The sequence below is a fragment of the Gordonia hankookensis genome, assembly GCF_014673215.1.
Classification (GTDB): domain Bacteria; phylum Actinomycetota; class Actinomycetes; order Mycobacteriales; family Mycobacteriaceae; genus Gordonia; species Gordonia hankookensis.
Map to the genome: position 1 here is coordinate 102,463 of NZ_JACWMS010000006.1, position 24,895 is coordinate 127,357.

21 protein-coding genes and 1 riboswitch are annotated in these 24,895 nt (G+C 67.0%); of the genes, 13 read left to right on the forward strand and 8 right to left on the reverse strand.

Annotation, left to right across the window (positions count from 1 at the left end):
- Window positions 1-114: riboswitch (TPP riboswitch) on the forward strand.
- The 3 genes from thiO (at window position 83) to thiG (ending at window position 2,167) form a co-directional block, all read left to right on the forward strand.
- Complete coding sequence (thiO, locus tag IDF66_RS22840; RefSeq protein WP_190268755.1) at window positions 83-1,198, forward strand: glycine oxidase ThiO; 1,116 nt, start codon at window positions 83-85, stop codon at window positions 1,196-1,198. Its footprint overlaps the riboswitch before it by 32 nt.
- Window positions 1,195-1,392, forward strand: a complete 198-nt coding sequence (gene thiS / locus IDF66_RS22845; RefSeq protein ID WP_164310492.1) for a sulfur carrier protein ThiS — start codon at window positions 1,195-1,197, stop codon at window positions 1,390-1,392. Before thiO ends, thiS begins: the two co-directional genes overlap by 4 nt.
- Window positions 1,393-1,405: 13 nt before the next feature.
- Window positions 1,406-2,167: a thiazole synthase gene (gene thiG / locus IDF66_RS22850; protein WP_190268890.1), complete on the forward strand. Its 762-nt coding sequence runs from the start codon at window positions 1,406-1,408 to the stop codon at window positions 2,165-2,167.
- Window positions 2,168-2,189: 22 nt separating this feature from the next.
- On the opposite strand, the gene IDF66_RS22855 is transcribed toward thiG, so the two are convergent.
- Window positions 2,190-2,480: a DUF1330 domain-containing protein gene (locus IDF66_RS22855; RefSeq protein ID WP_164310493.1), complete on the reverse strand. Its 291-nt coding sequence runs from the start codon at window positions 2,478-2,480 to the stop codon at window positions 2,190-2,192.
- Window positions 2,481-2,549: 69 nt separating this feature from the next.
- Between IDF66_RS22855 and IDF66_RS22860 the strand changes: the two genes are divergently transcribed.
- From IDF66_RS22860 to IDF66_RS22885, 6 genes are all read left to right on the forward strand, one after another.
- A complete protein-coding gene (locus IDF66_RS22860; RefSeq protein WP_190268756.1) occupies window positions 2,550-3,512 on the forward strand; it encodes an ABC transporter ATP-binding protein in 963 nt (320 codons plus the stop codon).
- Window positions 3,509-4,261, forward strand: a complete 753-nt coding sequence (locus IDF66_RS22865) for an ABC transporter permease (protein ID WP_190268757.1) — start codon at window positions 3,509-3,511, stop codon at window positions 4,259-4,261. Before IDF66_RS22860 ends, IDF66_RS22865 begins: the two co-directional genes overlap by 4 nt.
- A gap of 49 nt (window positions 4,262-4,310) precedes the next feature.
- Entirely contained in the window at window positions 4,311-6,926 is a 2,616-nt protein-coding gene (locus IDF66_RS22870) for a LuxR C-terminal-related transcriptional regulator (RefSeq protein ID WP_190268758.1), read from the forward strand.
- A gap of 113 nt (window positions 6,927-7,039) precedes the next feature.
- Window positions 7,040-9,289, forward strand: coding sequence for a glycerol-3-phosphate 1-O-acyltransferase (locus tag IDF66_RS22875; protein WP_317628826.1), 2,250 nt, complete (start codon window positions 7,040-7,042; stop codon window positions 9,287-9,289).
- On the forward strand, window positions 9,286-10,770 hold the full coding sequence (locus IDF66_RS22880; protein WP_190268759.1) for an HAD-IB family hydrolase: 1,485 nt from the start codon (window positions 9,286-9,288) through the stop codon (window positions 10,768-10,770). The genes IDF66_RS22875 and IDF66_RS22880 overlap by 4 nt, the downstream gene beginning before the upstream one ends.
- Before the next feature lie 41 nt (window positions 10,771-10,811).
- Window positions 10,812-12,218: a wax ester/triacylglycerol synthase domain-containing protein gene (locus tag IDF66_RS22885; RefSeq protein WP_190268892.1), complete on the forward strand. Its 1,407-nt coding sequence runs from the start codon at window positions 10,812-10,814 to the stop codon at window positions 12,216-12,218.
- On the opposite strand, the gene IDF66_RS22890 is transcribed toward IDF66_RS22885, so the two are convergent.
- The gene (locus IDF66_RS22890; protein WP_190268760.1) at window positions 12,211-12,903 is read right to left on the reverse strand and encodes a phosphoribosyltransferase; all 693 of its coding nucleotides are present in this window, start codon (window positions 12,901-12,903) and stop codon (window positions 12,211-12,213) included. The genes IDF66_RS22885 and IDF66_RS22890 overlap by 8 nt on opposite strands.
- The gene (locus tag IDF66_RS22895) at window positions 12,903-13,355 is read right to left on the reverse strand and encodes a nuclear transport factor 2 family protein (RefSeq protein ID WP_190268761.1); all 453 of its coding nucleotides are present in this window, start codon (window positions 13,353-13,355) and stop codon (window positions 12,903-12,905) included. Before IDF66_RS22895 ends, IDF66_RS22890 begins: the two co-directional genes overlap by 1 nt.
- Before the next feature lie 81 nt (window positions 13,356-13,436).
- Here IDF66_RS22895 and IDF66_RS22900 point away from each other — a divergent pair, with 81 nt between their 5' ends.
- Entirely contained in the window at window positions 13,437-14,321 is an 885-nt protein-coding gene (locus IDF66_RS22900) for an SCO6745 family protein (protein ID WP_190268762.1), read from the forward strand.
- Window positions 14,322-14,341: 20 nt separating this feature from the next.
- On the opposite strand, the gene IDF66_RS22905 is transcribed toward IDF66_RS22900, so the two are convergent.
- Window positions 14,342-15,415 carry an EamA/RhaT family transporter gene (locus IDF66_RS22905; RefSeq protein WP_164310501.1) on the reverse strand — a complete coding sequence of 358 codons (1,074 nt, stop codon included), beginning with the start codon at window positions 15,413-15,415 and terminating at the stop codon, window positions 14,342-14,344.
- 233 nt (window positions 15,416-15,648) lie between these two features.
- On the opposite strand from IDF66_RS22905, the gene IDF66_RS22910 reads away from it, so the two are divergent.
- The gene (locus tag IDF66_RS22910; RefSeq protein WP_387999197.1) at window positions 15,649-16,746 is read left to right on the forward strand and encodes an ATP-grasp domain-containing protein; all 1,098 of its coding nucleotides are present in this window, start codon (window positions 15,649-15,651) and stop codon (window positions 16,744-16,746) included.
- A 14-nt stretch (window positions 16,747-16,760) separates the two neighbouring features.
- On the opposite strand, the gene IDF66_RS22915 is transcribed toward IDF66_RS22910, so the two are convergent.
- A complete protein-coding gene (locus IDF66_RS22915) occupies window positions 16,761-18,170 on the reverse strand; it encodes an amidohydrolase family protein (protein WP_190268763.1) in 1,410 nt (469 codons plus the stop codon).
- Window positions 18,171-18,215: 45 nt separating this feature from the next.
- Complete coding sequence (locus IDF66_RS22920) at window positions 18,216-19,904, reverse strand: SulP family inorganic anion transporter (protein ID WP_317628827.1); 1,689 nt, start codon at window positions 19,902-19,904, stop codon at window positions 18,216-18,218.
- Between the two features lie 152 nt (window positions 19,905-20,056).
- Here IDF66_RS22920 and IDF66_RS22925 point away from each other — a divergent pair, with 152 nt between their 5' ends.
- Both IDF66_RS22925 and IDF66_RS22930 read left to right on the forward strand, forming a co-directional pair.
- The gene (locus IDF66_RS22925; RefSeq protein ID WP_190268764.1) at window positions 20,057-20,710 is read left to right on the forward strand and encodes a GAP family protein; all 654 of its coding nucleotides are present in this window, start codon (window positions 20,057-20,059) and stop codon (window positions 20,708-20,710) included.
- Between the two features lie 173 nt (window positions 20,711-20,883).
- Entirely contained in the window at window positions 20,884-21,819 is a 936-nt protein-coding gene (locus IDF66_RS22930) for a hypothetical protein (RefSeq protein WP_190268765.1), read from the forward strand.
- A 55-nt stretch (window positions 21,820-21,874) separates the two neighbouring features.
- On the opposite strand, the gene IDF66_RS22935 is transcribed toward IDF66_RS22930, so the two are convergent.
- Both IDF66_RS22935 and IDF66_RS22940 read right to left on the reverse strand, forming a co-directional pair.
- Window positions 21,875-23,773, reverse strand: coding sequence for an alkyl/aryl-sulfatase (locus tag IDF66_RS22935; protein ID WP_190268766.1), 1,899 nt, complete (start codon window positions 23,771-23,773; stop codon window positions 21,875-21,877).
- 114 nt (window positions 23,774-23,887) lie between these two features.
- Complete coding sequence (locus IDF66_RS22940) at window positions 23,888-24,889, reverse strand: TIGR00341 family protein (protein ID WP_190268767.1); 1,002 nt, start codon at window positions 24,887-24,889, stop codon at window positions 23,888-23,890.
- Between the last annotated feature and the right edge of the window lie 6 nt (window positions 24,890-24,895).

A 24,895-nucleotide genomic window follows, 5' to 3' on the forward strand; every position in this document is an offset into this window, starting at 1 on the left:
GCGTCGAGACACGGGAGCCCGGGGTACGACGGGCTGAGAGTGCGGGCCGAACCCCCGCTGACCGTTTGACCTGATCCGGGTAATGCCGGCGAAGGAAGGATGTCACCCTGTGAGTATCGCCCGACCTCGCCCGACCCTCGCCGTCGTCGGTGGCGGCGTCATCGGGCTGACGAGTGCGCTCGCCGCGGTCGACGCAGGCCACCGGGTCACGGTCCACGATGCGGGCACCGCCGATCGCGCGGCCTGGGTGGCTGCAGGCATGCTCGGCTCCCTCGGCGAGGGTCACCCCGGCGAGGACGACCTGCTCGCTCTGTCTGCGGCATCGGTGAGGCGCTGGCCGGATCTGGTGGCACGTCTGGGCGATCCGACGGTGATGGCCGCCACCGAGTCGTTGTTCGTGGCGGCGTCGTCGGCAGATGCCGAGTATCTCGCGAACCTCGCCGAGTTCGTCTGGTCTCGCGCGCCCCGCTCGCAGGATGATCTGCGGCGGGTCGACCTCGCCGAGATCCGTCGACGCGAACCGGGACTGAGCTCACGCCTGCACAGCGGATACCTGGTGGTCGGGGAGGGCGCGGTGGACAATCGCAGGCTGCTGACCCGACTTCGCGACGCCCTCGTCGGGGCGGGAGTGCATTTCGTCGACGAGCGAGTGGGCGATCTCGACGACGTCGACGCCGACCAGATCCTCGTGGCCGCAGGCCTGGGCACACGCTCGCTGGTCCCCGACGTGGCACTCCACGCCGCGAAGGGCGAGATCCTGCGGCTGCGTCGGACACGATGGTCGGTGGCCCAGCCCGCCCGTGTGATCCGCGCCCGGATGCATGGTCGGCAGGTCTATCTCGTACCCCGCGACGACGGGATCGTCGTCGGCGCAACCCAATACGAGCCGCTCGACGAGAGTGATGCGGCGCCCGAGGTCGGTGGTGTGAGCGACCTGCTCGCCGATGCCGTCGACCTGATGCCCGGTTTGCGCACCTACCGACTCGTCGAGGCCGCCGCGGGTCTGCGGCCCGGTACCGCCGACGGGCTGCCGATCATCCGGCGCGTCGACGACCGGGTGGTCGTGGCGACCGGGCACGGTCGCAACGGAATCCTGTTGGCGCCCTATACCGCCGACAAGGTTCTCGAGCTGCTGACGGACGGATGGGTCGCTGCAGGCGAACTCAGCAGCACCACGGAAGGAGTGGAGCCATCATGACGATTGTCGTCAACGGCGAGGCGACCGATCTCGCACCCGACGCATCGATCGGGGATCTGGTCGCGAAACTGGGTCTCCCCGATCGCGGGATCGCGGTCGCGATCGACGGCGAGGTGGTTCCTCGTGGACGGTGGGATCAGACGCTGCACGACGAGGCGAGCGTGGAGATCGTGACGGCGGTGCAGGGTGGATAGCCCGATCGCCGCCATGGCCGATGCCCCGTTGCGGATCGCCGACCGCGAGTTGACGTCACGCCTGATCATGGGGACCGGCGGGGCCGCCAATCTCGCTGTGCTGGAGCGGGCTCTGGTGGCATCGGGGACCGAGTTGACCACCGTGGCCCTGCGGCGGGTGAGTCCCGAATCCCGGACCGGGATGGTCGAGATGCTCCGACGTCTGGACATCGCGATCCTGCCCAACACCGCCGGCTGTCACACGACCGCCGAGGCGGTGCTGACCGCGCAACTCGCGCGGGAGGCCGTCGAAACGCATTGGGTGAAGCTCGAAGTGGTGGCCGACGAGCGCACACTGCTGCCCGATCCGATCGAATTGATCGATGCGGCAAGGGCTCTCGTCGACGACGGGTTCGCAGTGCTGGCCTACACCAACGATGACCCGGTCCTCGCCGCGCGACTGCAGGATCTCGGGGTGGCCGCCGTCATGCCGCTGGGCTCGCCGATCGGAACCGGCCTCGGCATCGCGAATCCCCACAACATCGAGATGATCGTCGAGGCGGCGCAGGTTCCGGTGGTACTCGACGCCGGTATCGGCACCGCGAGCGACGCCGCACTGGCGATGGAACTCGGTTGTGACGCCGTGCTCCTCGCGTCGGCGGTCACCCGCGCCGACGACCCGGAGCGGATGGCAGCCGCGATGCGGCATGCGGTGATCGCCGGACGGTATGCCGCCGGTGCGGGCCGGATGCCCAAGCGGTTCTGGGCGCAGGCGTCCTCGCCGGCGCGGATGTAGCTCGTCGATCGCGCCCGGGGCGTCAGGCGGACTCGACCCGCCACATCTGCGTTCGCGCGACGCACCTGTCGCGACGCCGGGCCATCGCCTGCCGGCGTGAATCCTGCATGTAGGAGTCGAATGCCGCCTCGTCGGCGAACTCGATGATCTGCGTCTCGAGCGGATGGTCGGCATCCCCGTCGACGTTGCGTAGGCGGGTGAGCACGCGACCCCGGTGCTCGTCGACCAATCGCAGGACATCGTCCTCGTAGGCGTGCAATTCCGACTCGTGGCCGGTGACCGGCCAGAGCAGCACTGTGAACGTCGTCGGCATGGGCACACCCTATGACGACAGGCGGTGTGGAGTGCGCCCGGTGAGTGCGGAGATGTCTATGGTCGAGGTGTGCTGACAGTCGAGAAGCTGACCAAGGACTTCGGGCGGACGCGTGCCGTCGACGATCTGTCCTTCCACGTCCGGCCCGGGGTGGTGACAGGGTTCCTCGGCCCGAACGGGGCGGGCAAATCCACGACGATGCGCATGATGCTCGGACTGGATCGACCGACCTCGGGGACCGCGACCATCGATGGTCGCCCGTATCGCGAACTCGACCATCCGCTGCGACAGGTCGGTGCGCTGCTCGACGCCGGATGGGTGCACCCCAATCGCAGCGCCAGGTCGCATCTGCGCTGGATGGCGGCCTCCAGCAGCATCCCGGCGCGCCGGGTCGACGAGGTGATCGAGATGGTCGGCCTCACATCGGTCGCCACCAAACGCGCGGGCGGATTCTCGCTCGGGATGAAGCAACGGCTCGGACTCGCCGGTGCCCTGCTCGGCGACCCGCACACACTGCTGTTCGACGAGCCGGTCAACGGATTGGATCCGGAGGGCATCGTCTGGATTCGCAACTTCATGCGGCATCTGGCCGGGCAGGGCCGCACCGTCCTGGTGTCGAGCCACCTCCTCACCGAGATGTCGCTGACCGCCGACCATCTGGTGGTGATCGGCCAGGGACGACTGATCGCCGACTGCTCGGTCGGCGAGTTCACCAGCCGTGCGTCGAGCAGTGTGCGGGTACGAAGCCCTCGACTGCCGGACCTGCACCGGGTGCTCGCCGAGGCAGGTCTGAACGTCGTGCCCCTCACCGCATCCGACGGCCGCCCGGCGCTGACCGTCGCCGATGTCACCACCGACCAGGTGGGTGATCTCGCGGGTCAGGCCGGGATCGCGTTGCACGAGCTCACCGGCACGAGTGCATCGCTCGAAGAGGTCTTCATGTCGATGACCGCCGGCGCGGTCCAGTATCAGGGCGGCGGCCCTCCCGCCGGGCCCGGAATCGACCCGCGAACCCAGGGAGGCCCGCGATGATCGCCGCGATGAACGCCGAACGCATCAAGCTGACGTCGACGCGGTCGCCGTACTGGTGCATCGCCGTGGTCGTCGTGCTCGCGGTCGCCGTCGCCGCGCTCACCGGGGCGACCTCGACGGCGCCGTTGGGACCGTCGCCGGGCGAGTCCGCATGGACCGCGCTGATCGGCCTGAACGCCTTCGGCGTGCTCGTGCTGATGATCATGGCCGTGCTGGCGGTGACCAGCGAGTACCGGTTCGGCACCATCCGGACCACCTTCCAGGCGATCCCGAAGCGATCCACCGTCCTGCTCGCCAAGGCCGGTGTGTTCGGTGCGCTCGCCGTGGCGGTCACGCTGGTGCTCGCGGTTGTCGGCATCTTCTTGGTGCGTGGCCTCGCCGGTTCGTCGAGCGGCATCGAACTCGGCGATCCCGGCGTGGTGCGGCAGATCTGGGGTACCCCGGTGATCGCCGCGCTCTATGTCCTGATCGGACTCGGGGTCGGCGCCATCGTCCGGCACACGGCAGGGGCGATCGTGATCGTGCTGATCTGGAATCTGGCCCTCGAGTCGATCCTGTCCATCCTGCCCAAGGTGGGTGAGCACATCGCGCCGTTCCTGCCGTTCGCCAACGGTTCCCGCTTCCTGAACGAGGGCGCCGGTGACACCCAATACCACTGGAACATCTACGGATCGCTGATCTACTTCGCCGTCTTCGCGGTCATCGTCTTCATGATCGGCATCGTGATGACCGAGCGCCGCGACGCATAGCGATCGAATCGCGGTGTCGTCGACCGGGCAATGCGACTAAAATCCCCACATGTCCTCGAACTGGCCTCTGGTCGAGCGCGAGAAAGAGTTCCGCATCATCGAATCCGCGCTACGCGGTGAGACGACTGCGTGCGGAGTCGTGCTCACCGGCGATTCGGGGGTCGGCAAGACGACGCTGGCACGTCACGTCACGGCCGCACTCGACGGCGGCGTGCGGTGGGTCGCGGGGACCGAGTCGGCCAGGAGCATCCCGCTCGGGGTGTTCGCACACCTGGTGGGACCGGCGACGACCAGCGATCCGGTGACGTATCTGGCCGCGGCGCGGGAATCCCTGCTCGCCGACGGGAACGTCGTGATCGGTGTGGACGACGCCCACCTCCTCGACGAGCTGTCGGCGACCCTGCTGCACCAGCTCGCCATCGACCGCGCGGTGCACATCGTCGCGACGGTCCGCAGCGGCGAGGCGGTGCCGGATGCGGTGACCTCGCTGTGGAAGGACAACCACCTCACGCGGATCACGTTGTCGCCATTCACCAAACAGCAGAGCGTCGAGCTCATCGAATCGGTTCTGGGCGGGCAGCTCGAGGGGCTGTCGGCTGACCTCATGTGGGAGGCGTCGGGTGGTAACGCGCTGTTCCTGCGGCATCTCGTCGAGGGTGCCCGGCAGGCCGACACGCTCCGCCAGGTGAACGGTGTGTGGCAGTTGCGCGGCCGGGCCGCGATCACCTCGGAGCTCGCGTCGTTACTGGAGAGCCGCATCGAACAGCTCGACGACGAGGTGCTGAATGTGCTGAAGTACCTTGCCCTCTGCGAACCGCTGGACATCGAGATCCTCTCCGAGCTGGCCGGTGAGGAGGCCGTCGAGGAGTCCGAGATCGCCGGTCTGGTCCGTATCGCGCGGGATGGCCGCAGCCTGCAGGTCCGCTACAACCATCCGCTGTTCGGCGAGGTCATCCGGCACCGGCTCGGGCTGGTGTCGTCGCGACGACTGCGCGGGCGACTGGTCAAGGCCCTGCGTGCGAAGGGTGCGGAGAGTCCCGCGGAACGCATCCGGCTCGCCGACCTCGCCCTGGAAAGCGACGTTGGCGTCGATCCGGAACTGATGAGCGCGGCCGCGCGCGACGCCCTCGGATTCGCCAACGCCCCGCTCGGCGAGCGGTTCGCACGTGCCGCTGCGGCCGAGGGGAAGGGAGGTGTCGGGGCGGCCGAACCGCTCGCCCGGGCACTGATGTGGCAGGGGTATGCCGAAGAGGCGGAAGAGGTGCTGGCCGCCTTCCGCCCGACGGAGCTCAGCGAGTTGGAGCTGGTGCTCTGGGGCGGAATGCGATTCGGCAATCTCTTCTGGGCACTCGGTGATGCCGATCGCGCCGATCCGGTGCTGGACATGTTGCGCGAGAAGGTGACCGACCCCAATCTTTCGCTGGTGGTCAAGGGATATGCCTCGGCGCGTGCGGTGTTCGGCAATCGAATCGACGATGCGATCGCACTGTCCGACGACGTCCTCGGTTCGCCGAACCCATCCCCATGGGCGGTGGAGTGGGCGGTCTTCGGCGGGGGTCTCTCGCGCGCACTGTCGGGTCGCGGTGACGAGGTCGCCGAACTCGCCGCGCGGGCGCGTACCGCGGAGACGACGACCGACGGATTGCTCAGGTTCCCAACCGGTTTGGGCGAGATCCTGGCACTGACGCTCACCGGCCGGCTGGACGAGGCCGATGCCCGGGCGCAGCGGTATGTCGCGTTCTCGAACGTCGGTCAGTATCTGGGCTGGGGGATGGCGGGCATCCTGGTGTCGGTGGTGGAACTGGCGCGCGGCGACAGCCGCGCGGTGGCCCGGCGTATGGAGCAGACCCTGGCGACCCTCGACAGCGGCCGCGCCGCCGAATCCTGGAACTATCCGGCACAGTTCTATCTCGTCCAGGCGCTCAGCGCAGCCGGTCGCATCGAGCGGGCCGAACGCGCATTACGTAGGGCGCAGGACAGATTCGGCCGGCACATCGCGGTGTTCGGCCCGATGCTCGCCATCGCGAAGTCGTGGCAGGAGGCGGCCGCGGGCACGGTGTCGGTGGCGGCGCAGACCGCGGCCGGGGCGGCCGCCTCGGCGCAGGAGTCCGGGCAATACGCGATCGAGGCCGAGGCACTCCACTCGGCAGCCCGTTTCGGTGACTCCTCGGGTGCGCAACGTCTGCGGGAGCTGGCCGACCAGATCGACGGGCAGCTCACCGGGCTCTATGCGCGGCATGCGGAGGCACTGGCATCCGGCGACGCCGTCGAACTCGATCTCTGCGCAACCGAACTCGAAGAGGCCGGTATGCGGCTGTCGGCGGCCGACGCGGCCGCCCAGGCGAGTGTCCTGCACGAGGCAGCCGGTCACCGCGCGGCGACGGTCGCCTCGGCGGCGGTGGCCAATCGCCTCGCCGCGGAGTGTGGCGGTCTGCGGACGCCCGCGCTGGTCGAGGCGGCGCAGCCACTTCCGTTGACCACCCGCGAGCGCGAGATCGCCAATCTGGTGGCCGCGGGACTGTCCAACAAGGAGATCGCCGGGCGCCTGACGGTATCGGTGCGGACGGTCGAGGGACACATCTATCGGGCCTGCACGAAACTCGACGTCGCCGACCGGTCCGAGATCGCCGCCCTGCTGCTCAAGGCGAATGCGGGCACCACCTGAGCACGGTCTGGGCTCTGTCTCGTCGAACCCGTCATGGGTGGGTCGATCTGGGGCCACAATGAGCGCAACCGGTCCGGATCGTCGGGCTCGGGAGGCGCGAGAGGTGGTAAGTCGTGGGCGACTCGTTGGTGCTCGCGGAGGTGCGCACGGCATGTGAGCTGCAGGCGGTGCGGGAATGGGCGGCGACCACCCATCCCGACGCCCCCGTGCGGGCACTGCGTGAGGTGGTCGCCGACGACCTGGACCCCGACACCGAGCTGATCCCCGCGCGTGCTGTCTGGCTGCCCGCGGTGCGGCAGGGGGAGCGTCGGGTGTCACTGGCGGACGTGCTGGTGCTCTCCAACCCTCGGCGGCCCATGGCGCTGCGGCAGAAGACCATCAAGAACAGGCGACCCGATCGGCTGCGCGTGGTGCAGGGGGAACCGGCGACGGTTGCCGAACTGCGTGCGCGCTACGTCAACGAGTTGGCCGAGGGGGAACCGTTCACCGCGTTCGTGTCGGTGCAGGCGTCGCTGTCGGCCGAGCGCGCCGAGCGTCAGATCGTCGGTGACCGGTACAAGGTGCCGAGGCTGGTCGCCGAACAGATCAGCTCGTCGGCTCGCTTCCAGGCCAAGGCTGCCAAACTCGCGGCCGAACTCGGTCGCCCGGCCGCGGCGGTGGTGCAGGAGGCGACCGACAAGATGTCGAACTTCGTCGCCACCCAGAGTCGTCTGATGGACGACGTCTTCTCGTCGGTCTTCAGCAACCTGCATGAACGGACCTGGACGGTGTCGGTCGACCTCGACACGTTGAACCGCCTGCGCACCATGAACAAGTCGCACGGTCTCGTGTTCCTGCCGTCGCACCGCTCCTACGTCGACCCACTGGTGCTCGCCGAGGTCCTGCGCGGTCACGACTTCCCGCCGAATCTCGTCCTGGGCGGCAACAACCTGTCGTTCTGGCCGGTCGGGCCCATCGCCCGCCGGGCGGGGATGATCTTCATCCGTCGCAAGTTCGGCGGCGATCCCGTCTACAAGTTCGCGATGCGGTCCTACCTGTCGTTCATCGTGGAGAAACGGTTCAACCTCGAGTGGTACATCGAGGGGGGCCGCAGCCGGACGGGAAAGCTCCGCAAACCGATGCTCGGTCTGCTCGCGTACGTGGTGGATGCGGTCGAGCAACTCGAGGACTCCGACGTGATGGTGGTGCCGACCTCGATCGTCTACGACCAGCTGCACGAGATCGGCGCAATGGCGGCCGAATCCGCGGGCGGCACCAAGAAGCCGGAGGGCATCACCTGGCTGCTGAAGTACGCGAAGGCACAGCGCAGTTACCTCGGGGAGGCGCGGGTCCGCTTCGGAGAACCGTTCTCGCTGCGGCAGGCGCTGCGCGAGGCAGGCGAGGGCCGGGCCAGACTGGACAAGGTCGCGTTCAAGGTGATGGACGAGATCAATGCCGCCACACCGATCTCGGCGACCTCGCTCGCCGGCTTCGCGATCCTCGGTGCACGCGATCGCGCGTACACCGCGGCGGAGATCGAGGCGATCCTCGCGCCGTTGCTGGACTACATCGATCAGCGGGAGCTGCCCGGACCGGATCCGGCGCTGTGCCGCGGCGTCGGTCTGCGGCGCACGCTACGGGAGCTCACCGACGCCGGGGTGCTGACCGCCTATGACGGCGGCACCGACACGGTCTGGTCGATCGCCCCCGGCAACCATGCCGTCGCCGCCTACTACCGGAACGGGGCGCTGCATCATTTCGTCGATCGGGCGATCGTCGAGCTGGGATTGCTGGCCACTGCCGAAGGGGACCTCAATGTCGGCGAGGGTGGATTGCTGCCGGCCGCTCAGCAGGAGGCCCTGCGGATCCGGGATCTGCTGAAGTTCGAGTTCTTCTTCCCGACCAAGGACGTCTTCCTGCATCGGCTCGGAGCCGAGCTCGATCTGGTCGCGCCCGGGTGGCGTGAGGTGTCGCCGACGCCGGAATGGACCGATCGGGTGCTGCACGACCATGCCGGCGCCCTGTTCGCGCGCCGCACCCTGCAGCCGTTCTTCGACGCCCAGCTGGTGGTGGCCGAACGGCTCGTCTGCCTCGGCGATGCATCGCTCGGCAAGGATCAGGTGCTCGCCGACTGCCTCGGCCTCGGCAGGCAACTGTCGCTGCAGGGCATCGTGCGCAGCAAGGACTCGGTCTCGACGGAGCTGTATGACGCGGCATATCAGCTGGCCGACAACCGGGGACTCGTCCCCGACGACGGCACCGGTCCCGGTGACACCGACCTCGCGACCGCTCGGCAGAAGTGGCTCGACGAGGTGCGCTCGATGCGCGAACGGTTGCGGCGGATCGCGTGGATCGAGGCCGAGCAGGCGGGATTGCTGAGATGAGCACGGTCGCGGACCGGCTGCGGGAGATCCGAGCGGCGCCGACCGGGAAGACGATCGGTGCGTTCTTCGATTACGACGGCACCCTCATCGATGGCTTCTCCGCGAGCGCGATCACGCGGGCCCGGGTGAAGAGTCTCGAATTCGGCCTCGGCGAACTCGGCAGCTTCCTGCTGATCGCGCTGCGCGGGGTGAAGTCCGAGCAGGACTATGCCGAAGTGCTGGAGGCGACCAGACCGACGTTCGCAGGCAAGACCTATGCCGAGATGCTCGCGTTCGGTGACGATCTGTTCCGACACGAGACCGCCTCGCATCTGCGTCCGCAGATGTGGCAGTTGCTGCGGGCGCATCGCGAGATGGGCCATCGGATCGTCATCGCGTCCTCGGCCACCCGCTTCCAGATCGACCCGATCGCCCGTGAGATCGAGGCCGACCACGCACTGGCGACCGACGTCGAGGTGGTCGACGGGGTGCTCACCGGCGAGATCCTCGGGCGGCCGCTGTGGGGCCCTGGTAAGGCCGCCGCCGTGCGTGCATTGGCGCGCGAACACCAGATGGACCTCGACGCGTCGTTCGCCTACAGCGACGGCAACGAGGACATCCCCTACCTGGAGTCGGTCGGTCATCCGGCGGCGGTGTCACCCCGGTACGGCCTGCGCGCGGAGGCCCAGGCGCGGGGCTGGCCGATTCTCGACCTGCGCAACCCGAGCCACAACCGGTTGGCGATGGCGGCGCGGACGGGCGCGTTCTACGGCTCCTTCATCGGGTCGGCGGCGCTCGGAGCCGCGGGCGGCCTCGTTCGCCGGGATCCGAATGTGCTCGTGGAGACGGCCATCCCGGCCGGGAACGATCTCGGACTGCGCATTGCCGGCGTCGGTGTGCGCATCCTGGACGGCGCCGAGTACCTGACGTCGAACCGCCCGTGCGTGTTCGTGTTCAACCATCAGTCCAAACTCGACCTGCCCGTGATCATCCATCTGGTCCGCCGTGACGCGACGGGTGTCGCCAAGAAAGAGGTCAAGCGGGTGCCGGTGCTGGGGCAGATCCTCGACGCGGCGGGCCTGGTCTTCATCGACCGGGCCGACGCAGGCAAGGCGATCGAGCAGATGCAGCCCGCGGTCCGCAAACTCCGCGACGAGGGTGTGTCGCTGGTGGTCGCGCCGGAGGGCACCCGGTCGTCGACGCCGCGGATCGGGCCGTTCAAGAAGGGGCCGTTCCACATCGCGATGCAGGCGGGTGTGCCGGTGGTGCCGGTGGTGCTGCGCAACACCGGTGAATTGATGTGGCGGGGTTCGCAATTGATCAAACCCGGCACGGTGGAGGTCAAGGTGTTGCCGCCGGTCGACACGTCGCAGTGGCGGCCGGAGGACGCAGGCGAGCATGCCGATGAGGTCCGGCAGATGTTCGTCGCGGCGCTGGCCGACTGGCCGGTCGAATCGTTCGAGGACGGTCGGATGACCCGAGCCGCGGGAGTGTGGGAGTGAGCAGCAGCGACCAGCCACTGGACTGGGCCAACGAGCCACACATGAGCCCGGTCGATGCCCTGATGTGGCGGGGGGACACCGATCGTCGTCTGCGCGGCACCATCAGCATGCTGGAAATCTATGACTGCGTACCGGATTGGGAGCGGTTGCTCGCCGCGCACGAGTGGGGCAGTCGGATGGCACCGCGCTTTCGGCAGCGCGTCGTCGACTCTCCGCTGCGCACCGGCACCCCGAGTTGGGCGGTGGACCCCGACTTCGACTTGCACTACCACCTCCGGCATATCCGCCTCGCAGGCGACGGCTCGATGCGCGAGCTCCTCTCGGCGTGTGAGCAGCTGGCGATGACCGCACTCGACCCGGCCCGCCCGCCATGGGAGGGCACGCTGATCGAGGGGCTGCCCGACGGGCGGTCGGCCTACTTCCTCAAGGCCCATCACGCACTCACCGACGGCCTGGGGGCGATCCTCGGTCTGGCACAGTTGCATTCGACGTCGCGCGATCCGATCCCCGGCAAGCCGCAGCCGCCCAGTCCCGAGCCGGTGAACATCTCGGCGCTCGACGTGGTCGGCCGCCAGCTCGGCGAGGAGGTGCAACGACTCCCGCACAGAGTCGACACCGCCATGCGCGGGATGCGTGCGCTGACCCGACCGACGAAGGCGCTGAGCGACGTCCTGCGGTACGGACGATCGGTGCCGCGAGTGGCCGGCCTGGTGTCTCCGCCGGGGTCGCCGCTGCTCGCCGCGCGGAGTATCTCGTGGAGGTTCAGTGCCTTCGAGGTCCCGTTCGCCGACCTGAAAGCCGCAGGCGCGACCGCTCGGGCGTCGGTCAACGACGTCTATCTCGCCGGGCTGATCGGCGGTTTCCGGCTCTATCACGAGAAGCTGGGTCAGCCGGTCGATGCGATCCCGGTGGCCATCCCGATCTCAGTACGCAGGCCCGAGGATCCGGCAGGCGGGAACCGGATCGCCGTCGGACGCATGGCCGGTCCGGTGGGTATCGCCGATCCGTTCGAGCGGGTGCTCACCATCCGCGAACAGGTCCGCGCCGCGCGGACCGAACCCGCCGTGGACATCTTCAACACGCTCGGGTCGGTCCTCGCCTGGCTGCCGGGCCAGGTCCTCGCTCAGTTCAGCGGTGCGACAACACAAAACGACCTGCAGGCCAGCAACGTGCCGGGCATTCCCTGGGACACCTACGTCGCCGGGGCGAAGGTGGAACGCATGTTCCCGTTCGGGCCGCTGCCCGGGTGCGCGGTGATGGCCACCATGATCACCCACAACGGCACGGCCTGCCTGGGGCTCAATCACGATGCCGCCTCGATCACCGAGCCGGAGCTCTTCGCCGAGTGCCTCGTCGACGGGTTCAACGAGGTCATCGCTCTCGGCGCGGAAAAAGATTCCGGTGCAACAGAATCGGTTGATCCAGTGCTGATGCGGCGCGTCATCTGAGCCGGAGGCAGCGCGTGACCTCGTCGTCGCCGACCTGATGGAAATCGCGATACGACAACCCGACGGCGTGAAAGGGTTCCGGAGAGCTCACACACACCACGGCGTCGACGGCCGGGTCGGCGGTGAAGCGCCGGATCGCGTCGTCGGGTGCCGTCGGCACCGCGATGACGACGGCACCGGCACCTGACGCGCCCACGGCACGTAGAGCCACCGCCATCGTCGATCCGGTCGCCATCCCGTCGTCGACGAGGATCACCGTCTTACCCTCGACGACCACGGGTTCGGCACCTTCGCGATAGCGATGCTCGCGGTCGATGCGGATGGCCTCCTCGCGGTCGACCACCTCCTGGAACTGTTCGGGTGAGACACCGAGTCGGCGGGGGACATCGTCGTTGACGATGACCTGCCCCGCCGCCAGGGCGCCCATCGCGAACTCGGGCTGACCGGGCGCGCCGAGTTTGCGGACCACCAGCGCGTCGAGTGAGGCACCGAGGGCATCGGCCACCACCCGGGCCACCGGCACACCGCCGCGTGCCAGACCCAGCACGACGATGCGGTCGTGTGGCTGGCCCTCGTTCGAACCGGACGGGATAGGTGCAGTCGGTATCGGCGCGCTGTGAAGTCGTTCGACGAGAGCTCGACCGGCGGCCTGCCGATCGGCGAAGACCTCTGCGCGCCGTGACATCAGTCGATCCGGATCGCGGGGCCGACGTCCAGAGCGAAGCTCGGAACGTCGTCGAGGCTCATCTTGGCCTCGTAGGTGCGGTCATAGCCGGTCCCGCAGATCCGCCAGCCCTCATCGGTGCGGCGGTAGCGGTCGTCGTAGAACGCGGCGCCGATGAGCATGAACTTGAAATCCGGCACGATGACCCGGTCCTGCAGGTACCAGCGTCCGGTGGCCTCGTCGCCCTCCACGTCGATCTCGGGGTGGGCGACGCGGTGCTCGGTGATCACCGCGGGTCCTACCGATTCGCGCATGAAGCCGACCAGCTCATCACGGGTGGTGAACTTGAGGCTGCTGCCGTAGTCGCCGGTGACATCGGGTGTGAGGGTGCCTTCGAACACCTCCCAGTTCTTCGTGTCCAGTGCACGGAGGTAGCGGTACTTGAGCTGCTTGATCGCCTCGAGATCATCCATGGTTCAACATCTACCCGACTTGCCGCCCAAGACCTACTGAATCGGTTGACAGGGGTACTCAGTGGCCGCGAGTGTGGACCGATGACCTCGATCGCCGATGAGACCGCCAACCAGACCGCCCGCAAGGCCTACGAGAGCATCGAGCCGTTTCACGTTCTCGCGTACTTCAACCGCGGCCTGCGCGCGGCGCAGGAGGACACCGGCCTCGACGGCCACGGCTTCTACGTCGGCGCCCGCGCCGCTCCGATGGGCGAGTGCCATGCGTCGGTCGTGACGTCGTCGTTCTACAACTTCGCATCCGACCTGATCACCACGAGTTGGGATGCCGCCCGCGCGGTCGGACTCGAGAAGGTCGCGGCGCGGCGCGTGCAGATGCTCGACGAGCAGCTGCGCGCGATCCTGGGTGATCGGATCGGCGACGCCGAGATCGTCGAGCTGACCAACCGCTATCGCGAACTCGCCGACGGGCTGCCGTTCGGTGGCCGTCCGCTGGCATCCGCCTGGGCCGCGGCCACTCCGCCCGACGAGCCGCATGTCGCGCTGTGGCACGCGATCGCCGTTCTCCGGGAATGGCGCGGCGACAACCACATCGCGGTGCTGGTCAACCACGACCTCGATGCCCTGGACGCGGTGATCTTCCATGAGGCCGAGCTGCCGGACCCGACGATCCGTCGGCGGACGCTCGGCCGCAAGCTCATCCAGCTGACTCGCGGGTGGTCGGACGACGACTGGGATGCCTCCGTGGACCGGCTGATCGGACGTGGCCTGGCGACCCGGGTGGAATCGGGCGAGCGACTGACCGACGCCGGCCTCGACGTCTATCGCGCGATCGAGGACGAGACCGATGCCATCACCGCCCAGGCCTGGGCGAAGCCCGGTGTCGACGAACTCCTGCAACGGACGCGACCGTATGTGAAGGCCGTGATCGACGCGGGAGTGCTACCGGGTACCCGCAAGAAGGACTGAGGTCGCCACGGCGGCAGCCGTCAGTGTGACGCGTCCTCCGACGGCCCCTCGGAGTCGTCGGAGGATCGGCTGCGGCGACTCGACCGCGACGTCGACGACCATCCGAACAGATCGGACCCGTAGAACCCGGTGTCGATCTCGCCGGTGTCGGCGCCGGACGAATCGATGCGTCCGCGCCGCCATCCGCCCTTCAGCGGTGGCGCCTCGCCGAAATGATCGGGGTCGCCGGAGCCGTACCAGGCGACGAGCACCGCTCCGATGACGGCGCCGATGAAGCCGACGATGGCCAGCCACCCGAGTCCGGGCTTGGCCGTGTCGTTGAGGAACAGCACACCGACGAGGCTCGGGCCGGCCGTCTCGCCGACGACCAGGACTGCCGTCACCCCGTTCACCGCACCCACCTGCAAAGCGACCGTCTGGACGAAGAAGCCGACGGCGCCTGCGACCGCGATGGTCCAGGCGGCCGGGTCGGTGAGCAGCGTCACGAGATGGAACGGTGCGACGCCGTCGAGGACGCGGACCGCGATCGCGATCATGCCGAACAGTAGTCCCGCGGTGGCGCCGCCGACGATGGCCGCGTGCCTGCCGAGCCGGTACACGCCGAACAGTGCGATCGCGCAGAGTCCCAGGGTCGCGACGAACAGTTCCCAATGGAAGACGGCGCTCTCGCCGCCGCCCGTGTGGTGCTCGGCCGACATGCCGAGCAGGCACAGCGACAGCACGACCAGCCAGATGGCGATCCAGTCGCGGGTGTGCAGCGCGATGTTCAGCATGATGGTGCCGAGCAGGGCGGTGATCACGAGATTTGCCGACACGATGGTCTGGGAGAGGAACAGCGGGAGGAATCGCGCGGCCAGCGCGCCACCGGCGAATCCGATGATCACCATCATCGTGCCGAGGATGAAGGAGGGATCGACGAAGGTGGACATCGTCGATTGCAGTGAGGGACCGCCGACCGCGTTGGTCTGGTTCTCCTCGGTGCCCTCGTCACGGGCGGTCGTCGCCACCCGGCGCGCGCCCAGCGCGCGTAGTACCGTGGACATCCCGTAGGCGACAGCGGCGAGGCAAGCGGCGATGATGCCGATCACGAACATCAGAAAACCCCGCCTCTCTCGCCTGTCTCTTCGGGTCAACCCGGCGTAACAGCATTCTGCAACGTTTGCCGACGACCGACTATTCCTTTTCGGCAGGTCTCGTCCGGGCCGATGGATCAGCCTATCGGCCCTCTCCTAGACTCGATGCGGTGGGCACTGTGGGGACTTCCGGACAAAAGCACGTTCTGATCACTTTCGGGCGGTCGTTCCTGACTCTCGAGCTGACCCGGCTGATGTCCGCGGCGGGACATCGGGTGACCATCGTCGACAGCATCCCGGTGGGTGTGACCAGGTTCTCTCACGGGGCGGACGCCTTTCACCGCGTGCCTGCACCCAAGTTCGAGCCGCGGGCGTACTGCCACGCACTCGCGCAGATCGTCGTCGACGAAAAGGTTGACATGGTCATCCCGATCCACGAGGAGACCGACATCCTCTCGATGATGGTCGACATCTTCCCGCCCGATTGCGAATTGTTCCTGTCCGATTTCGAGACCGAGAACAGCCTCCACAACAAGTTCGAGTTCCAGGAGCTTCTCGTCGCCCGCGGGATTCCGGCGCTGAAATACGCTCAGGTCCGCGGTCCCGACGACCTCGCGGCGCTCGATTTCGACGCACCGTTCGCCCTCAAGGAGTGCTACTCGCGGGGATCGCAGAAGGTCCACAAGGTCACCCCGGGTGACCCGATGGACTGGGTCGAGTTCGACCCGATCAACCCGTGGCTGGCGCAGGAATGGCTCTCCGGAACCAACTACTGCACCTACTCGATCTGCCGTGACGGCCAGATCAACGCCCACGCCACCTATCCGGTGGATTATGCGATCGGTGGGAGTTCGTGCCTGAACTTCAAGTCGGTTCAGCATGATGCGATCTTCGATTGGATCTCGAAGTTCGTGCGGGACATGAACTTCACCGGTCAGGTCGGGTTCGACTTCATCGAGGATCCGGAACGTGGGCTGTTCTGCATCGAGTGCAACCCACGGGCGACCAGCGGCATCATGATGTTCGGTCCGGAGGACGGCGTCGACCGCGCATTCTTCGGGACCAACGACGAGATCATCACCCCGGGAGCCGATGTCGACAAGATGATCGGCCTCGGCATGCTGCTCTACGGGTGGCGCAAGGATTCGCGCCGAGGGCGCAGCATGCGGCAGTTCGTGCGCGCCTTCCGGTCGTCGAGCGATGTGATCAGTTGTCCGGGGGACCAGCGGCCCGCGATCCTTCTCCCGTTCGCCTATCTCGGCATCCTGCGCAGTTGCTACAAGTACAAGGTCGGGCTCGCCGAGGGATTCATGCACGACCACGAGTGGGACGGTCTGCGGATCTCGGAGTGACCCGCGCGGCGCGGTCAGCTGCTGACGCGGCGCCCGCGAACATAGACCTCGGCGATCGCGGGTTCGCGCAGGCCCATCAGTAGCGCGAACAGGGTCTGGTCGCGTGCAGTGATCGGATTGTCGGACCGGATTCCTTGTCGCAGTACCGATTCCAGTGGCGGCCATCGTTCGGGGTCGATGACCAGGAAGTCGGCTTCCTTACCGACGTCGAAGTTGCCGAACCGGTCCTCCATGTCGAGAGCACGTGCACCGGCCAGCGTTCCGGTGAACAGCATCTCGGCGGGGTGCATGGCCACGCCTGCGGGGCCGGGCTCGGTGAGGTGAACCTTGAAGGCGTCGGACAACACCCGCGAGATCAACCATTCGTCGCCCGCGCCGATGTCGGTACCTGCCGCGATGGTGATCCCGGCCGCCACGGTCCGTCGCCACGGCATGGTTCCCGAGCCCAGGAACAGCTGGGACACCGGGCAATGCGCGATCGACGTCCCGGTCTCGCCCATCCGGGCGAGTTCGCGGTCGGTGCAGTGCACCGCGTGCGCCATCACGGTCCGGCGACCGAGCAACCCGGCCCCACCGGTCCTGCTGCCCGGCAGGAACCGGCCATCGTAGGTGTCCAGGTAGGAATCGACCTCGAAACTGCGCTTGACGAGGTCGATCTCACCGTCGCCGGGCCGATTGTTCTCGTTGAGGTGGGTGTGCACGTAGACACCCCGATCGCGCACGTCGTCGTAGAGCTCGCCGAGACCGGCCAGGGTCTGGGTGGTCACCGAGAGCGAGAATCGCGGCACGATCGCCACGTGCAGCAGTGCCGAGGAGACATCGCCGGAATCGGCTGCGTGCCAGCGGTCGATCTCGTCGGCCGTGAGGTCGATCGCCTGCTGCTCGGAGGTGAGCAGCGGACTCGCCGACGGGCCGCCCGTGGTCTGGATGCCACGGCCACTCACCAGCCGGAGGCCGGCACGGCGGGTCTCCTCGAACAACGCGTCCTGAGCGTGCGGGAAAGCCGAGCCGAACACCATGGCGGCGGTGGTCCCGGCAGTGATGCGGCGCTGCGTGAAGTCGCGTGCGATCTGTTGGGCGAAACCGGGATCGGCGAGCCGCGCCTCGGCCGGGAAGATGCATGTCTCCAGCCACTCCAGCAACTGCCCACCGCCGTAGGCATCGACCGAGTAGGTCTGCGGGAAGTGGATGTGCGCATCGACGAAGCCGGGGATGAGGTATCCGTCCCCGTGGTCGTGGATCTCCTCGACGGCGTCTGGGGAGTCCATCGCCGGTCGGCTGTCACGCTGACCGCAGTAGACGATGCCGCCCGTGTCATCGAGGACCAGCGCACCGTCGGGTATCCAGGTCAGGGCGTCGGCCGCCTCGGTGACGGCGGGGCGGCCGGCCACGTGGAAGATCTGGCCGAGATGGGTCGTGGTCACCCGAACACGAAAGCACAGGACGACGGCGTAGGCCGGGTGAGCGCGTCAGGACGGTGCGGCATCGAGCCACCGCTTGGCCTCGGCATAGGCGTCGTCGACGGATTCGAACACCCGGTCGGTGGCCTCGAAGATGTTGTCGCGACCGATGGCATCGACGAGACCGGCGCTCTCGATGCCCTTCATCAGCGGCGGTCGCACGCCCGCGAGCATGAACCTGCCGCCCTTGGCCTGTAGCTCGTCGGCGTGGGCGCGCAACAGTTTCTGCAAGGTCGACGACGGGACGTCGGGCAGAGTACGCACACTGAGGATCAGTGCGCTGCGCCCGTTGTCGTCACTGACGGTCGGCCATGTCTCGGCGATGCGCGGTACCTCGGCGAACAGCGCGACACCCGAGTAGTCCAGGACGGTGATCCCGTCGGCGGGCAGGGTCTGCGGGGTGTCGACGACCCGCCAGCCACCATCGTCCGGCACGAGGGCGACCAACCGCGCCGCGCGCGCGGCCTGAACGCAGTACAGGACCAACGAGATCGCGGCACCCACGAGGATGGCGTCCTGCAGGGGGATCTGGGTGGTGGCGACGAAGGTGACGAGCAAGGCGACGGCGCTCAACCTCGCGGTGCGGAACACCAGCACGATGTCGGCCCACCGGCCCTGGATGAGTTCGAAGCCGATCACGAACAGAAGGCCACCGATGACCGCCATGGGAATGATCTGCGCGGCCGAGCCGGCGATCAGGACCAGCAGGATCAGCCAGATGCCTGCGAACATCCCGGCCCACCGCGTCTGTGCGCCTGCCGACACCGCAACGCCCGTGCGCGACAACGAGCCGCCCGTGGGCAGCGACCCGAAGAAGCCGCCGACCAGATTGGCCGCGCCCTGCGCGGAGAAGTCGCCGGAGGCGCTCGGCCGCGATTTGTCGGGGTTGGGGACGGCCGCCGAGATGCCGGCCGCCTGGGCCAGCGCCACCAGGGCTATCGCGAAGGCGCCGAGCAGCAGATCCGGGAATGCGGAGAGATCCGGGACGGTGAACGGCGGGAGACTGTTCGGCACCTCGGCGATGTCGCCGACGGTCTCGACATCGGTTCCGATGACGGCGGTGACGCCTGTGACCACCACCAACGCGATCAGGGTCGCGTAGGACTCGAGCGGTTTGATGAAGCGGAACACCGCCCAGACGGCGACCGTGGCCAGGGCGACGATCACGGCGTGTATCGACCATTGCGAGATGTGCGCGAAGGCATCGACGAACTTCAGCACCGTGTTGTGGGCATCGGGTGTGTATCCGGTGACGTCCTTGATGACGCCTGCGACGATCTGAACGGCGATACCGACGGTGAAGCCGGTCATCACCGCACCCGAGACGAAGTCCATGATCGCGCCGATACGGAGCAGACCGAACAGAAGCATCACCGCACCGACGGCCACCGTCAGCATCGCGATGTTCCCGATGTCGTGGGGGTCGAGGCCTGCCTGTGCGAGCACACTCTGCGCGGACAGTGCGATCGCACTGGTCAGCGTCGTCACCATGAGCACGGTGCGGGAGAAGACGGAACCGACCAGGGTCGAGACCATTCCCGAGTAGAGGCCGCTGACCGGGTTGAAGCCACCGATGCTGGCGTAGGCCATCCCCTCGGGGATCGAGAACAACGCGGTCACGAGCCCGGAGATCGCGTCTGAAGGACGCGGGCGCGAGACACGGATGGTGGGACGTCTGAACCGGTTCACGACAGACACTCGGTCAGCCTATGCGCCCGAAGGCATATACACGTGTTCAACGACTGCGAATTCTCAGAACGTCACGGGGCTCGAGTAGGCGCGCACGTCGTCCGTCGTTCTGGGATACGGTCACCGAGACGACTGTCGCCGTGCACGGCCGAGGAGGTTTTGTGGGATCGGTATTGGGTGATCTGTTGCCGCTGGCGGTCGGGGTCGCCATCTCACCGATTCCCATCATCGGCGCGATCCTGATGCTCCTCGGGAAGCACGCGCGCACCACCAGCATCGGGTTCGCGATCGGATGGTTGGCCGGGATCGTCATCGCCACCACGATTTTCGTGCTGGTCGGTGGTGCCGCCGATGATTCGGAGTCGAAGACGAGTGCCTGGATCAAGCTCGCTCTGGGTGTGCTCCTGCTGGTCGAGGGAATCCGCGAATGGCGAGCGCGCAGTGGTGATCATTCGACACCGAAATGGATGGCGGCGATCGACGAGATGAAACCGTTCACCGCACTGGGTCTCGGATTCGCTCTCTCCGCGATCAATCCGAAGAACCTGATGATGTGCATCGCCGCAGGCGTGACGATCGGCGGCGCCGCCTTGTCCACCGGCTCGAATATCGTGGCGGTGGTGGTGTTCTCGTTGCTGGCTGCGACCACCGTGGTGATTCCTGTTCTCGCGTATCAGGTGGCGGCCGACCGTCTACGAGATCCGTTGGACCGGCTCAAGGTCTGGCTGCAGGAGAACAACAAGACCGTCATGGCGACCCTGATCCTGGTGATCGGCATCGTGCTGATCGGTAAGGGGATCTCGGGGCTGGGGTGAGCCACTCCCGGATCCTGTCGGGCCGGGAACATGCTGCAGACCGGGACATGACATATCGCCACCAACTGGATTGAACCCCGGTAACGTCACCAAAGCGCGCCTTCACTGTCTGAAAGATTGTTTCTCGCCGGCATTGTTAGGGGTTTGAGGTGGTAGGGAAGCAGCGTCTGATCGTGGCCGCGCTCGTGCTGGTCGCCGTCGTGACAGCCGCTTTGGCGCGCGCGGACGCTGCCCCGTCGGCATCGTCGGTGCCCGCCCCTCGCTGGATCATGGTCTCCGGGTCGGTACCCGGTCTGGTCGATGCCGGACTGCCCCAATCGGAGCTCGACGATCTCAACGATCCGTCGACACTGCTGCTCGTCCAGCACGTCTACACCAACAGTTACCTGCCGAACGGCACCCCTACCTTCAACTTCCGCAGCGCCGCCGACCTGGCGCGTGCGCTGCGGGCCGGTGAGGTTCCGGACTCGATGCACTGGGTCCTGCTGGATCTCGAGGCGTCGTCGTTGACTCCGCCACGTGACCAGCGTGACCCGATCGGTGCGTTGCGTCGTGCCGAGGATCTGGCCCATCGGTATGGCAAGGCCGTGATCTTCGCGCCGGCCATCGATTTGATGAATGTGCTTGAGCCGGGGTTGTCGGGGGATGCGCTGTATCAGGCGTTCATCGATCGGTTGGTCACGCCGGGTGCTGCGATTGCCGACGGTTTCGAGATCCAGTCGCAGCGCACCGAGGCGACCGAGTATGCGACCTCGTTCGTCAAGGAAGCGGTGCAGGCTGCCTACGCCGCCAACCCGAGTGGCGCACCTGTGCTGGCGGGGGTGAGTACCAATCCGAATGGCCGGCAGGTCACCGCCGACGACATGGTCGAGGTCTACAACGCCGCCAAGACCGCTGGTGCCACCGGGTACTGGCTCAACATTCCCGGCGGTGGCGCCGAATGCCCCAACTGCGGAACACCCCGATACGACGTCGCCGTCGAGTTCCTGAACAAGATCTCCTCGACACCGACCCCACCGACCGAAACCGGTTTTCCGACGGAGATCCCGACCGAGACAGGCCTGCCGACCGGCCCGGTGATCCCGACCGGCGGAGCGTTCTCCAGCTGATGCGCGAAGGGCGCGCCCCGGAAACGGAGCACGCCCTTCGGCCATGTGCGTTGAATCAAGGTGTGACGATCGCGAAATCCGGGTCCGGCTCGTCGAGATGACCCGCGAGTTCTGCGAATCGTGAAACATCGCCTTCGGCGGACACCGAGCCGTCGGAGATCGCTCCCTCCAGGTCGACGCCGCCCAACAGCACACCCAGCAGTGCCGTCTTCGTCAGAGTGAAGGTGGCGTCGGCGGATCCGGGCGCCCCGTCAGGGACGTCGAAATGGACGAGGAGGCCGTTGCGCAGTTGCGCGCGATGCCGCCGATTGTCATCGCTGATGACCCAATCGAGAGTGATGTTCGCATCCCAGCTGCCCGGACCATCAACTCGTAGTGCAATGGCATCGAACAGCTGTTCCACCGACATCGCCGAGATGATATCGGGTGCGGCTGCGGTGGTGGGGGTGCCGACCGGTCCGTTGCGCAATTCGTAGGCGCCCATCAGGAAGAAGTTGCGCCACGTGCCGTTCTCTGCGCCGTAACCCAGCTGTTCAAGGGTGTCGGCCTGCAGTTCCTGCGCCACGGAGTTGTCTGGGTCGGTGAACAGAACGTAGTTGAGAACTGTTGCGGTGAAGCGGAAATCGCCGTCGGCGAAAGTCTTGCGTGCCTTTTCGATGACCGCATCGATGCCACCCATGAACTCCACATGACGTTTGGCCGACTCCACCGGGGGATGCTCCCAGAGATGGGCCGGATTGCCGTCGAACCATCCCATGTAGCGCTGATAGATCGCCTTGACGTTGTGACTGACCGATCCGTAATAGCCGTGGGTGTGCCAGGCATTCTCCAGCGCCGGCGGCAGTTTGATGTCCTCGGCGATCTCCAGCCCGGTCTTGCCCTGATTGAGGGCACGGAGCGTTTGATCGTGCAGATATCCGTACAGGTCACGCTGCACCGCGAGGAATTCGGTGAGTTCCTCGGTGCCCCAGGTCGGCCAGTGGTGGGAGGCGAACACGACATCCGAGCGCCCGGCGAACATGGTGATGGCTTCGGTCAGGTACTTCGACCACACGTGCGGATCGCGCACCAGCGCACCGCGCAGGGTGAGCAGGTTATGCAGGGTGTGGGTGGCGTTCTCGGCCATACACAGTGCGCGCATCTGCGGGAAGTAGAAATTCATCTCCGCGGGTGCTTCGGTGCCCGGGGTCATCTGGAACTCGATGGTGACGCCGTCGATCGTCTCGGTGTGTCCGGTTTCGGAGATGTCGAGGGTCGGCAGGATCAGCCCGGCATGTCCGGTCGAGGTCGACTGACCGAGTCCGGCACCGACCGCACCCTGCGGACCACGCGGTAGTGCTGCGCCGTACATGTAGGCGGCCCGCCGTCCCATCGCCGTTCCGGCGTAGACGTTCTCGGCCACCGCGTGTTCCACGAGCCCGGACGGCGCGACGATTGCGCATTCTCCGGCATCGACGGCTTCCTGTGTGGTGACCCCTTTGACGCCGCCGAAGTGGTCGATGTGGCAGTGGGTGTAGATGACGGCGGTGACCGGCCGGTCACCGCGCTGGCCCCGGTACAGCTTCAGGCCCGCGGCCGCGGTTTCCGCCGAGATCAGCGGATCGATGACGATCACGCCGGTGTCGCCCTCGACGATCGTCATGTTCGACAGATCGAATCCGCGGATTTGATAGATGCGGTCGGTGACCTCGAAGAGACCATGGCGTGCCACGAGTTCGGACTGGCGCCACAGACTGGGGTTGGCCGTCGGCGGGCAGTCGTCGGTGAGGAAGCCGAACTCCTCGCAGTCCCACACCGCGTTACCGTCTGCTCCAGCGATCACCGGAGACTCGAGTGCCGCGACGAAACCGCGTCCGGCGGCATCGAGATCGCGAGTGTCACTGAACGGAAGGGTGGACTGGGCCGCAGAGTTGGCATCTGCCACGGACGGAGTTGCCTCTTGGGGGCTACCCATGAAAAATCACCTCTGTCTTTCGTTGTGGTCGGCAGTGGTGGTGCCGACGATCTACATCTTCCTCTGATGAAGGTCCGGATTCATCGCTTTCGTGGGTGACGCGTTGTGGTGGGCTCACTCCGCGGCCTGCCGACCTCCGACGGTATGCACGACCACCACCTCAGGGTCCCACGGAACGAGGTCGTCGACAGTGTGTTGGAGGTCATCGACCGGGGGGAGTTGTTGCGGTCCGAGAACGCTCACGGTGACCGTGCCGCCGGTCCACGACACCCCGGTCACCTCGGCCGAACTCATCCCGGCGTCGTCGAGCCACGAATCCGCGGCGGTGGCGATCTGGCGTGACCACAGCGACGACAACGAGTTGAGCACCATCGGTATCGCCACCACGATGAGTGCGAGCGCGAGCACCACGTACGCGCGGCTGTGCCTGCGAGCCGGTGCGGATCCGGTCTCGGCAGCCTGCTCGTCGGCGGCCTCCCTGCCGTAGGAGCCGATCGTCAACACGACGACGCTGGTGATGATCATCGCGATCACGTTGGAGGCGAACAGGACGAACGCTCCGAGCGCAAGCGAGGGAGCACCCGACCCGAGGCAGACTCCGACGACGCCGAGTGGCGGCACCAGCGAGATGGCAATGGCGACACCGGGGAGCACGTCGCCGACGTCGCGTCGCGTGATCGCGACCGCACCGACGACGCCGGTGGCCAGGGCCGCGAGCAGGTCGACCAGAGTGGGTGACGTGCGGCCGAGGACCTGCGAATTGGCCAATACGTTCGTGGGATTCGGCAACAGCTGGGAGAGGATCACGCCGAGCGCCGTCACCAGCACGACGCCGGCGAGGACGTAGCCGACACTGGCCAGGATGAGTTTGCCGCGGGCCGTCACGATGCCCAGTCCGATGCCGAGGATCGGTGTCGACAGCGGAGCGACGATCATCGCGCCGATCACGGTGGCGGTGCTGTCGGCGACCACGCCGGAGACGGCGATGATCCCCGACAACGTGAGCATGATCCAGAACGCGGACTGTTTCGAGGTGCGGTCGCCCGTCGAGAGATCGAGTCTCTCGACGAGTTCGTCAAGTGTTCGTCGCTGGGAATCGGGAATGAGTCTGAGCACGGCGAC

Coding starts and splice junctions, on each gene's coding strand:
- IDF66_RS22870 (WP_190268758.1), top strand. CDS start 4,311: ATGTCCTCGAACTGGCCTCTGGTCGAGCGCGAGAAAGAGTTCCGCATC.
- IDF66_RS22910 (WP_387999197.1), top strand. CDS start 15,649: ATGTCCGCGGCGGGACATCGGGTGACCATCGTCGACAGCATCCCGGTG.
- thiG (WP_190268890.1), top strand. CDS start 1,406: ATGGCCGATGCCCCGTTGCGGATCGCCGACCGCGAGTTGACGTCACGC.
- IDF66_RS22895 (WP_190268761.1), bottom strand. CDS start 13,355: ATGGATGATCTCGAGGCGATCAAGCAGCTCAAGTACCGCTACCTCCGT.
- IDF66_RS22885 (WP_190268892.1), top strand. CDS start 10,812: ATGAGCCCGGTCGATGCCCTGATGTGGCGGGGGGACACCGATCGTCGT.
- IDF66_RS22880 (WP_190268759.1), top strand. CDS start 9,286: ATGAGCACGGTCGCGGACCGGCTGCGGGAGATCCGAGCGGCGCCGACC.
- IDF66_RS22865 (WP_190268757.1), top strand. CDS start 3,509: ATGATCGCCGCGATGAACGCCGAACGCATCAAGCTGACGTCGACGCGG.
- thiS (WP_164310492.1), top strand. CDS start 1,195: ATGACGATTGTCGTCAACGGCGAGGCGACCGATCTCGCACCCGACGCA.
- IDF66_RS22900 (WP_190268762.1), top strand. CDS start 13,437: ATGACCTCGATCGCCGATGAGACCGCCAACCAGACCGCCCGCAAGGCC.
- thiO (WP_190268755.1), top strand. CDS start 83: ATGCCGGCGAAGGAAGGATGTCACCCTGTGAGTATCGCCCGACCTCGC.
- IDF66_RS22935 (WP_190268766.1), bottom strand. CDS start 23,773: ATGGGTAGCCCCCAAGAGGCAACTCCGTCCGTGGCAGATGCCAACTCT.
- IDF66_RS22905 (WP_164310501.1), bottom strand. CDS start 15,415: ATGTTCGTGATCGGCATCATCGCCGCTTGCCTCGCCGCTGTCGCCTAC.
- IDF66_RS22890 (WP_190268760.1), bottom strand. CDS start 12,903: ATGTCACGGCGCGCAGAGGTCTTCGCCGATCGGCAGGCCGCCGGTCGA.
- IDF66_RS22855 (WP_164310493.1), bottom strand. CDS start 2,480: ATGCCGACGACGTTCACAGTGCTGCTCTGGCCGGTCACCGGCCACGAG.